This window comes from Nocardia brasiliensis IFM 10847, assembly GCF_000710915.1.
Lineage (GTDB): Bacteria > Actinomycetota > Actinomycetes > Mycobacteriales > Mycobacteriaceae > Nocardia > Nocardia brasiliensis_A.
Genome location: NZ_BAUA01000131.1, coordinates 1 through 10,190 on the forward strand (window position 1 = coordinate 1; position 10,190 = coordinate 10,190).

Annotated in this window: 7 protein-coding genes; 4 read left to right on the plus strand and 3 right to left on the minus strand. The window is 67.0% G+C overall.

All coding sequences use genetic code 11. The features are described from left to right. Positions 1-15 precede the first annotated feature (15 nt). Positions 16-3,513, minus strand: a complete 3,498-nt coding sequence (car, locus tag NBRGI_RS27030) for a carboxylic acid reductase (protein ID WP_029900022.1) — start codon at positions 3,511-3,513, stop codon at positions 16-18. A 245-nt stretch (positions 3,514-3,758) separates the two neighbouring features. On the opposite strand from car, the gene NBRGI_RS27035 reads away from it, so the two are divergent. Next, complete coding sequence (locus NBRGI_RS27035) at positions 3,759-4,580, plus strand: LLM class F420-dependent oxidoreductase (protein ID WP_029900023.1); 822 nt, start codon at positions 3,759-3,761, stop codon at positions 4,578-4,580. An 8-nt stretch (positions 4,581-4,588) separates the two neighbouring features. On the opposite strand, the gene NBRGI_RS27040 is transcribed toward NBRGI_RS27035, so the two are convergent. Then, positions 4,589-5,386 carry an SAM-dependent methyltransferase gene (locus NBRGI_RS27040; protein WP_029900024.1) on the minus strand — a complete coding sequence of 266 codons (798 nt, stop codon included), beginning with the start codon at positions 5,384-5,386 and terminating at the stop codon, positions 4,589-4,591. A gap of 423 nt (positions 5,387-5,809) precedes the next feature. On the opposite strand from NBRGI_RS27040, the gene NBRGI_RS27045 reads away from it, so the two are divergent. Next, complete coding sequence (locus NBRGI_RS27045) at positions 5,810-6,829, plus strand: hypothetical protein (protein WP_148310963.1); 1,020 nt, start codon at positions 5,810-5,812, stop codon at positions 6,827-6,829. Here NBRGI_RS27045 and NBRGI_RS27050 read toward each other — a convergent pair. Next, positions 6,819-7,607: an IclR family transcriptional regulator gene (locus tag NBRGI_RS27050; RefSeq protein WP_029900026.1), complete on the minus strand. Its 789-nt coding sequence runs from the start codon at positions 7,605-7,607 to the stop codon at positions 6,819-6,821. The two genes, NBRGI_RS27045 and NBRGI_RS27050, sit on opposite strands and share 11 nt — an antisense overlap. Positions 7,608-7,734: 127 nt before the next feature. Between NBRGI_RS27050 and NBRGI_RS27055 the strand changes: the two genes are divergently transcribed. Further along, on the plus strand, positions 7,735-9,297 hold the full coding sequence (locus NBRGI_RS27055; RefSeq protein WP_036561017.1) for a bifunctional 3-(3-hydroxy-phenyl)propionate/3-hydroxycinnamic acid hydroxylase: 1,563 nt from the start codon (positions 7,735-7,737) through the stop codon (positions 9,295-9,297). Continuing rightward, on the plus strand, positions 9,294-10,190 hold an 897-nt coding region (locus tag NBRGI_RS44285), incomplete at its 3' end, for a VOC family protein (RefSeq protein WP_235211118.1). The genes NBRGI_RS27055 and NBRGI_RS44285, both read left to right, overlap by 4 nt.

Here is a 10,190-nt window from a genome sequence, read left to right on the forward strand (position 1 = left end):
GTTCCTTTCGCTGGTTCAGAGCAGGCCGAGGTGCTCCAGGTTGGTGATGTATTTCAGAATGGTCGACTCGGTGAGGTGCGGGATGTCTTTGTCCGGGCCGATATTCGCGTCCTGCACCGCGGCACGGAAGCGGTCGGCCGGGGCGACACTGCCCTCGACCGGCGGCTGCGGATGCGCGTAGCTGTGCAGCAGCGGCAGCAAAGAATGCCTGCGCTGCTGTTCGGGCAGCGCGCGCAGTTTCGTGCCGAACTGCTCGAGCCACGTCTGATAGTCCGCGACTCGGGTGATCGGATAGCCCGCCGCGACCAGCCAGTCCACGAACTCGTCGAGCCCGATGCCGTCGTGGTGCGGGTTCATCACGTGATAGGTCGAGAAGCCCTCGTGCACACCGAGTTCGGTGACCGCCTCGGCGATGAAGTCGACCGGCAGCCCGTCGTAGTGCGCGCGCTGCCGCTGCCCGGCCGCGTCGGTCTGGTAGAACGAGCCGGGTGCGACGCCGGTGGCCACCAGACTGAGCATCAACCGGGTGAACATGTCGGGCACGTTCAACTGGCCGACGTAACTGCCGTCCACCATGATCATGTCGCACCGGAATACGCTGACCGGCAACCCGTATCGCTCGTTGGCCTCGCGCAGCAGCACCTCCCCCGCCCACTTGCTGTTGCCGTAGCCGTTGGCATAGCGCTCGTCGACCGACCGGGTCGCGCTGATCGTGCGGATATCGGCATCCTCGACGAACTGCCCGGCCGCGATCTGATCGCCGACGCCGACGGTGGAGATGTAGTCGAAGATCTTCTGTTTTCCGGTGAGCGCCAACCGGATCAGCTCGGCCGTGCCCACCACGTTCGGCCCGAACAGCTGGCTGTAGGGCAGCACGTGGTTCACCAGCGCGGCGCAGTCCACGATCAGGTCCACGCGCTCGGCCAGCTGCTGCCAGGTGCCGCGGTCCAGCCCGAGGTCGAGCTCACCCTTGTCACCCGCCACCACTTCCAGGTGCCGCTCGGCCAGCCGCCGGTAGTGCGTGAGCAACTGCGGGTCGCCGCTGTCGAACACCTCGTCCAGGCGCTGCCGGGCGGCCGTGTCGTCGGTCGCGCGGACCAGGCAGATCAGTGTGCCGTCCACCGGGCCGAGCCGTTCCAGCAGGGCCAGCGCGAGGAACCGGCCGAGGAAGCCGGTGGCGCCGGTGAGCAGCACGGTGCGCACCGCATAGTTCGGCGCGGGCAGGGCGGCGGCGCCGTCGAGTGTGGCAGCGTCCAGGAACTTCTCCAGGGTGAGATCGGCGGCGCGCACCTCGGTCGCATCCGGTCCGTGCACCGTCGCGAACGTCGGCCGCGACGTCTGCGCACCGGACTCCAGGAAGGTGGCCAGGGCGCGCAGATCGGTCGCCGGACTCACGATCACGCCGACCGGCACCTCGACACCGAGGATGTCGTGCAGCGCGTTGCCGAAGGTCAACGCGGACAACGAGTCTCCGCCGAGCTCGGTGAAATGCGCTGCCGGGTGCACGTCGGCGGCGGCGATACCGAGCAGCGCGGCGGCCACCCGGCTGACGGTCTCGAGCACCGGCCGGTCGGCCGCGCCCACGCGCAGCGCGCGCAACTCCTCGGCCTGCCCGTCGGACAACCGCTGATAGAGCTGCTCGAGCAGCTCGCCGTAGCGCTGCCGCAGCTTCGGCCGCGCGAGCTTGCGGATGCCGGTGAGCAGACCGTTCTCGACAGTGAACGGCGAAGTCTCGACCAGGAAGTCGCGCGGGATCTCGTAGGACTGTAGACCGGCATCGGCGGCCACCGCCCGCAACGCCTCGGTGAGCAGCGGACCGACCGCACCGACGTCACCGGAAACCCGTTCCAGCACTGCGTCGTCCGGGACGATCACAGCCAAGAGGTAAGGGCGCGAGCTGTTGCCATAGATGTAGATCTGCTGGATCAGCGGACTGGCGCCGAAGGCCGCCTCCAGCTTCGACACCGTGACGAACTCACCCTGCGACAGTTTGAGCACATTGTTGCGACGGTCCAGATAGTGCAACTCGTCGGGCTGCACCTCGGCGACGATATCGCCGGTCCGGTAGTAGCCGTCCGGGTCGAACACCTCCGCCGTGACTTCGGGCCGGCGGTAGTAGCCGGGAAAGATGTTCTGTGTCTTCACGAGCAGCTCACCGCGCGGGTGGGGGCGGTCGGTACTGTAGTAGCCGAGCTCGGGCACGTCGGCCAGCTTGTAGTCCAGCACCGGCGGCCGCACCACCTTGCCGTCGACCGTGATGCCACCGGCCTCGGTGGAGCCGTACCCGTCCGGTAGGTGGAAACCCAGTAAGGCGTCGACGAATTCGCGCACTTCCACCGAGATCGGTGCGGACCCGGTCACCGCGCCGAGCACGCGCCCGCCGAGCAGGTCGCGGCGCATTTCCGCGAGCAGTTCGGGGGTCCGCCCGGATCGCTCGGCGGGATCGACGCCGTCGAGTGCCCTTTGGTACTCCTGGTAGAGCAGATCCCACACGCGCGGCACGAATTGCAGCTGCGTCGGCCGGACCAGCGAGAGATCCTCCAGGAAGGTCGAAAGGTCGCTGCTGGCAGCGAAATACGCGATCCCGCCGCGGGCCAGCGTGCCGTACAGCGTGTACCGGCCCATGAGATGGCTCATCGGCATGAAGTTCAACGTGATCCACGGTCCGGCCGCGTGCGGGCCCTCCGCCAACCCGAATTTGCCCTGCCACAGGTTGGCGACCAACCGCTCCGAATACATTGCGCCCTTGGGCGTTCCGGTGCTGCCCGAGGTGTAGATCAACAGCACGATTCGCTCGCTGTCCGCGGGCTCCGGCGCGACCACTCCGTCCTTGCCGCTATCAGCAAGCTCCGCAAGGGTTTTCAGTGCCACGCCGGTACCGCTGAGGCGCGCGGCGGCCTCATCGAACGCTTCGCGATGGGCATCCACCTCCGGCCGGTGGTCCAGCACCACGATCAGCCCCGGCCGGTGCTCGCCGTCCGCGAGATCGAGCGCCTCCGCGAGCTGGTCGACACCCGCCGCGAGGACGCGCGGCTGCGTCTCGGCCAGGATCGGGCGGAGTTGCGCCGCAGGCGCATTCGACTGCATCGGCACGGCGACCGCGCCCGCCAGCGTCGCCGCGAGGTCGAGCACCGTGTATTCGACACTGGTGAAACCGAGCATCGCCACGTGCTCGCCAAGGCGCACCCAGCCGCCGTCCGCCGCGTCGCCGCGCAATCCGGCGGCCACGGCCGCCACCTGCTGCCCCAGTTCGGCGTAGGTCGTTGTTTCGTACTCCGGCAGCACATGCAGCGTCGTGCGGCCGGTCACCGGATCGGTGACCAGCCGGGTGGCGCGGGCGCCGACGGCCGGTCGGTCACCATAGGCGGCGAACACGATGCGGATCAGTTCCGCGAGCCCTACCGCAGGATCTTGAATACGAGCGTCGACTGCCGGATCGGGCAGCGCCCCCGCGAGCACCTCGTCCGTGGCGGACAGGTCATTGATTCGTCGAGCTACCTCTACATCTGTCATCACATGTCTCCCTGACCAGCGGTTTGGCAAAGCAGCAATGTCTTTAGTTCTGGTAACTATCTACCTGAGACAGGCTACTCCCCCACTGCCCAACTGAGAAGACGCTCGTCGCGCCGTGTCCAACTCCTCGCAGCGCACCGCGACTCGAACGCACATCCGACCGGATCGAGCAAGAGTTGAACTCGGGCAGCGCTGAAACAGTCCGCGCCGGAATTTCTGCCGGATTCCGGGAGTTGCATGCGGGCATGCAGATTGGGATCATCACTTTTCTCACCGACGAAGGCATCAGCGGTAAGGCACTGGGTCCCGCGCTGGAGGATCGCGGCTTCGAATCCCTGTTCCTGGCCGAGCATTCGCATATCCCGGCGAGCAGAAAGTCACCGTATCCGATGGGCGGCGACCTGCCCCGCCGCTACTACCGCACGCTCGATCCGTTCGTCGCGCTCGGCGCCGTCGCCGCGGTGACCGAGCGATTGATCCTGGGCACCAGCGTCACTCTGCTGATCCAGCGCGACGTCATCCACACGGCCAAGGAGGTGGCGAGCCTGGACCTGATCTCCGGCGGACGCGTGGTGTTCGGCGTCGGCGTCGGCTGGAATCGCGAGGAGATGGCCGACCACGGCACCGACCCGCGCACCCGCGGCGCGCTGTTGGACGAGCAACTCGAGGCGATCCGCGCGATCTGGACCGAGGAACTCGCCGAGTACCACGGCCGTTTCATCGATTTCGACCCGATGTACTCGTGGCCCAAGCCGGTGCAGCAGCCGCACCCGCCGATCTTCGTCGGCGGCGAGTCGGCCGCGATCAAGCGCGCCATCCGGCACGGCGTGGGCTGGGTGCCCAACGGCCCGGCCACGGCTGCCGAGGTGCCGGCCCAGCTCGCGCCGTTCGCCGGGAACGATCTGCCCGTGATGGTCGCGCCGGTACTCCCCGACCCGGCGATTCTCGACGCCTACGCCGAGGCCGGGGTGCAACGGGTGGCGTTGTCGCTGGCGCCGCTGCCGGAAGCGGACGCGCTACGCAAACTGGACACCCTGGTCCCGTTGGTCGAGCGCTACCACGTCTGACCCGTCGCTCAGGGCTTACGAGCCACCCCGCCGTACGCGGAGATGGGCCGGGTTTCGCCGACCTGGGTATCACCGGAACGCCACTCGGTGATCGAGACGAAACCCGGCTCCACCAGCTCCAAACCGTCGAAGACCGCGCGGATCTGGGCTTGCGGACGAGGCACGTAGGGCACGCCGCCGCTATTGGTGTAGTTCTCGCACAGCGTGACGTAGGCCTGGCTGTCGTCGGTCCCGTCCCACAGGACCAGATAGCTGCCCGACGGCACCGCATCCACCACGGTGCGCACGATGCGCAGCATGTCGTCGTAGGTCTTGGCGTGGCCGAGCACACCCATGAACATGACGCCGATCGGCTTGTCGAAATTCAGCACGTTGCGGGCGTCGGAGATGATCTGCTCGGGGTCGTGGTAATCGCAGTCGACGTAGGTGGTGACACCTTCGTTGGTGGTGCTGTTGAGCAACGCCCTGGCATAGGTCAGCACCAGCGGATCGTTGTCCACGTAGACGATTTTCGATTCGGGGGCGATCCCCTGTGCCACCTCGTGAGTGTTCTGCATCGTCGGCAGGCCGGTGCCGATATCGAGGAACTGACGCACCCCCGCTTCCTGCGCGAGATAGGTCACCGCACGGATCAGGAATTGGCGCGACTGCACAGCCATGGTGCTGATGTCCGGATCGACCTGCAGGCTGGCTTCACCCACGACTCTGTCGACTTCGTAGTTGTCCTTGCCGCCCATCCAGTAGTTCCAGATGCGCGCGGAATGCGGGATGTCGGTCCGGATCTGCGGGGTAAGGTTCTCGGACATGGTTTTTCGGCTCCTCAGCGAACGCGAACAGCGGGGCACCGCCGACCAACGACGGTAGGGTATTGACAGGTTGCATCCGATCTGCCAGTGACAGTACAAGCTTCAACCTCGCCAAGGGCCAAGTTAGCGAAGAGCTGTCCGAGATCGTAACCGCCCGTCCATATACGGCGTACAGCCTCGCCGATCCCGCGCCCCCGCCCGATCGGTCCAGCCATGAATCTTGTCCGGAGTTCCCGTAAAGGCACTGTCCGACAAGGATATTCACCACGTCGAGGTCTTCGGCAGCAGTCTGGTGAGCGGCGGCGTCTCCGATGTACGCCGTTCGAAGGACACCCACCGGAGTCGAACCTCGGTACGGTCGGGCAAAGCAGCGATTGTCCCGACGAAGCCACCTCGGCCGGGCCACTGCCGGAGGGCACGTACATGGCAGATTCTGTTGAACATCAATTCCTATCCCAGCGGGTAGTCGACGTGCTGAGCGACATGGCGAAATCCCGTCTCTATTCCTACACCGAGGCCGAACGGCGCAAGTTCGACTTCGCCTGCGAGATCCAACGGGATTGGTCGCGCCCCCTCGTCGGCCAGACCCTGTGGAGTCATCACTCCGGAATAGACAAAGATCTGCGCACCATGCTGCTCGACACCGAAGCGGACATCTGCCTGTACGTAGCCAAAGACACCGTGCACCATCGCCGATTGTTGTCCGAGGCGATGCGCGACTTCCGGACCAGCGGCCTGCCTATCGCACCCCACCGGCTACGGGTCTTCTGGATACCTGCCGACTTCGACGCCGATGACGACGAGCAGCGCCGGATAATCGGCGACGTGTTGACCGACAACGTCATTCGCGACGTGCTCATGAATGTCGTCTTCGGCAACCTCACCGCCGAGGACGTGCGCTTCTTCGTCCGCACCGGCGGTCTCGCCGGTCTCCACATCGCGGTACTCCTCTCGATCTCGACCGCACCGGAACCCTTTCGACGCCCCGGTGACCTCGCCGCACAACTCGATGTCTCGGCGGGCGCGATCCGGGAACGCTTGCTGCGCCTGCTGGGATGCGGCTTTCTCACGCAGTTCGGCGGTGGTGCGACGCGAACGCAAGCGACGCTGAAAGGCCGGGTCTTTCTCGACCTGTGCGCCCAACTCTGGCGGCAGCATCGGACCGGCGCCCTGGATGCCGAAATGACGCATATCCTTCGCCTACTCGATCTGCGCTACGACCCTGCTGCGATCGAACACTCAGCGCGCGCACTACACTTGGCCGGTCCACTGCTCACCGAGGTGCCAGAGATGGCGACCGGCAGGCTGATCGCCACGATCGCGGCGGCGGTCGAGCGCTGGGGCATCGACTTCGAAACGATCGAACACGTGGTGCCGCAGCACGGGGTGAAGTTGCCCGCGTGGTGGCCGGACAATCCGGCCGAACAACCTTTCAGCCGTTGAGGTTTGCGGTGATCTCGGCTGCGGCGGCCAGGACGGCGACGGCCAGGTCCGGGACGCGGGTGTCGGGGACGCGGGTGGACAGGGCGGCGATGCTCACTGCGGCGACGACGTCGCCGTCGGCGCCGTGGACGGGGGCGGCGATGCCGAGTACGTCGGGGTCCAGTTCGCCGCGGCTCACGGCATAGCCCTGCTCGCGGGTCTGTTGCAGGCGGGCGAGCAGCGCGCGCTTGGTCACCGGGGTGCGTGCGGTGAAGCCTTCCAGGTGGGTGGTGTCGAGGATGTCGTCGACCGCGGCGTCGGAAAGCCAGCTCAGCAGGCTGAACGCGGACGCTCCCGCATTGATGGGCAGGATCTCGCCGCGCTCATAGGTGATCCGCACGGCTCGGCTGCCACTGTCTTCGCGCTCCAGGCAGATGACGCGGTCACCGGTGAGCCGGGTGAGCAGGACGGTTTCCCCCACGGTCGTCGCGAGGCGGCGCATGATCGGCCGGGCGATCTCGGAAAGGCCGAACCCGCGTCGAGCCAGGCGCGCCAGCTCCATCACCCGAGACCCGAGGCGGTAGCCGCTGCCGTCGGCGTCCTCCAGGAATCCGGTCTGGGTGAGGCTTTGCAGATACCGATAGGCGGTGGAACGACCCACCGCGAGATTGGCGGCCACCTCGGCCGCGGTCAACACCAGATGTCGTTCGTCGAACATCAGCAGGATGTCGAGCGCGCGGTCCGCAGTGGTGTTGCGTTCGCGGTACCCGCTGTTCGGTGAAGAAATATGTCCCGCCATGTAGGACATTCTAGGGTTCCAGTCTGGAACCTCGGCCGAATTCGTCCTGTTTCTCAGGACTTCAGTCCCTATATCCGGGACGCGCACTTAGAGTGGACTCGAGCCGTCTTCCGGAAGGAGCGTTCGCGTGCAGGGTGGGGTGATCGAAAGCGATGTCGTGATCGTCGGCGCGGGCCCGGTGGGCATGACCGCGGCGGCACTGCTCGCGGCCCGCGGCGTGCGGGTCCAGGTGCTCGAGCGGAACACCGAGACCAGTGACGAGCCGAAGGCGATCAGCATCGACGACGAGGCGTTGCGAGCCTACCAGTGGGCCGGTCTGGCCGAGCGGTTGCTGCGAATCATGGTGCCCGGCACCGGCACTCGCTATTACGACAGCCAGGGCAGCCCGCTGTTCCACGCCCGCGCCGAACAACCACGGCGCTTCGGCTATCCGTTCAAGAACCCGTTCGCCCAGCCGGACCTGGAACGCGAACTGGCACAGCACCTTCGTCGACAACCGACCGTGCGGCTGCGCATGGGCACCGAGCTCACCGACCTGATTCCGGACGACGACGGCGTCACGATCCGTTGCGGCACACTGCGACTGCGGGCCCGCTACGTCCTCGGCTGCGACGGCGGGCGCTCGACGGTGCGCGACCGGCTCGGCATCGGCATGCGTGGCCACAGCCATCCGGAGACCTGGCTGGTCGCCGATGTGCTCGGCGATCGGCACGACCAGCGGTACGGGATGCATCACGCCGATCCCGCGCGCCCGCACGTGATCATCCCCGGCAGCGGCGGGCGCTGCCGCTACGAATTCCTGCTGCACCCCGGCGAAGCCGAACTGCCGGAACTGGAACTCGTGCACCGTCTGCTCACGCCGTACCGCGGGATCACCGACGACCAGGTGGAGCGCGTGGTGACCTACCGGTTCCACAGCCTGGTCGCGGATCGGTGGCGCACCGGGCGGGTATTCCTGCTCGGCGACGCCGCGCACATGATGCCGCCGTTCGCCGGTCAGGGACTGAATTCGGGCATCCGGGACGCGGCGAATCTGACCTGGAAGATCGCCGATGTCCTGTCCGGCCGGCTGACCGCCGCCGCGCTGGATTCCTATGAGAGCGAACGGAAACCGCACGCTCTCGCCACCGTAGCCCTTTCGGAGCGGATGCGGCGGGTGGTGATGACGACCGATGCCAGACTGGCCCGGCGGCGCGACGACTACCTGCGCCGGGCGGTCTCGACACCGCATGGCAAAGCGTATTTCGAAGGAATGCGCTACCGGCCCGCTCAGGTCTATTCGACCGGTCTGATCGCGGCCGCGACCGCGCCCGTCGGCATCGCGATCGGGCAGCCGGTGGTGTTCGAGGCGGGCACCGGCCGGATGCGGCTGCTCGACGAAATCCTCGGTCTCGGTTGGGCGCTGCTCGGCGTCGGCGGCGACGCGGCGGTCCTCGCGGCCGAGGTGCGCCACGCACAATCGTTCGCGCCGGTGGTGCTGCACGTCCCGATCGATGACCGGATGCCTTCGTGCGCACCGGGTATCGGCTCGATCGTCGACCTCGACGGCCGGCTCGCCGCCGACCTGGCCGCGTACCGCGGGCACACTGTGCTGCTGCGCCCGGACCGGTTCGTCGCCGCCGCCTGGCAGCCGGGCCATGCTCCGGCCCTCACCACGGCGCTGTGCGCCGCCGACCCCGTTCCCGCATGACTACGGAAGTGAAGGACCGTATGGCCGCCCCGAAGCCGTTGTTGCGCACTGACTCTCAGCACAGCGGTGCACTACGCCGTACCGCGGCGTCGCACCTCGGGCTGCGTGTTCCCGAGGTCGGCCCGGTGGCCGAGTTCTACGCGCGCGTCTTCGGTTTGGTGCCGCACAGCGAACTGTCCGGCGGCGGGATGCGGCTGGGCTGGGGCCGCGGACATCACGTGCTGGATCTGCTGCCGGGCGCGCCAGGGCTGGATCATCTGGGTTTCGAGGTGGCCGACCCCGGCGGCCTCGACCTGCTGGACAAGCGACTGCGGGCGGCCGGCCACTCGGTCGATGCGCTGGACGAGCTGTTCCTGGACGAATCGGTCGGCACCGCAACCGGTCTGGGCACCACCGACCCCGAAGGCAATATCGTGCATTTCCACGCACCGGTGCACCGCACCGGTGAGCGCGGCGCCGATACCGGGCAGCGGCCGATCCGCTACCAGCATCTCGCCCTGGGGAGCTCCGACGTCGCCAGCATGATCGAGTTCTATTGCCATACAGTCGGTTTCCAGGTCTCTGACCAGCTTTCCGACGGCACCTTCGTTTGGTTGCGCAGCAACCGCGACCATCACACCCTCGCGATCGTCGCCACCGAACGAGCCTGCCTGGACCACTATTCGTTCGACCTCGCCGAATGGAACGACTTCAAGCGCTGGTGCGACCGCCTCACCGAACAGGAGGTCGACGTCGTCTGGGGTCCGGGCCGGCACGGACCCGGCAACAACCTGTTCGTCTTCGCGGACGATCCCGCGGGCAACCATGTCGAACTGTCCGCGGAGATGGAGAAGTTCCACGACGACCGCGCCACCTACGCCCCGCGGCACTGGGATCCGGTGCCTCGCAGCGTG

Bases quoted from the DNA above. Each gene is read 5' to 3' on its own strand.
- NBRGI_RS27050 (WP_029900026.1), bottom strand. From the start codon at position 7,607: ATGGCGGGACATATTTCTTCACCGAACAGCGGGTACCGCGAACGCAAC.
- car (WP_029900022.1), bottom strand. From the start codon at position 3,513: ATGACAGATGTAGAGGTAGCTCGACGAATCAATGACCTGTCCGCCACG.
- NBRGI_RS27045 (WP_148310963.1), top strand. From the start codon at position 5,810: ATGGCAGATTCTGTTGAACATCAATTCCTATCCCAGCGGGTAGTCGAC.
- NBRGI_RS27035 (WP_029900023.1), top strand. From the start codon at position 3,759: ATGCAGATTGGGATCATCACTTTTCTCACCGACGAAGGCATCAGCGGT.
- NBRGI_RS27040 (WP_029900024.1), bottom strand. From the start codon at position 5,386: ATGTCCGAGAACCTTACCCCGCAGATCCGGACCGACATCCCGCATTCC.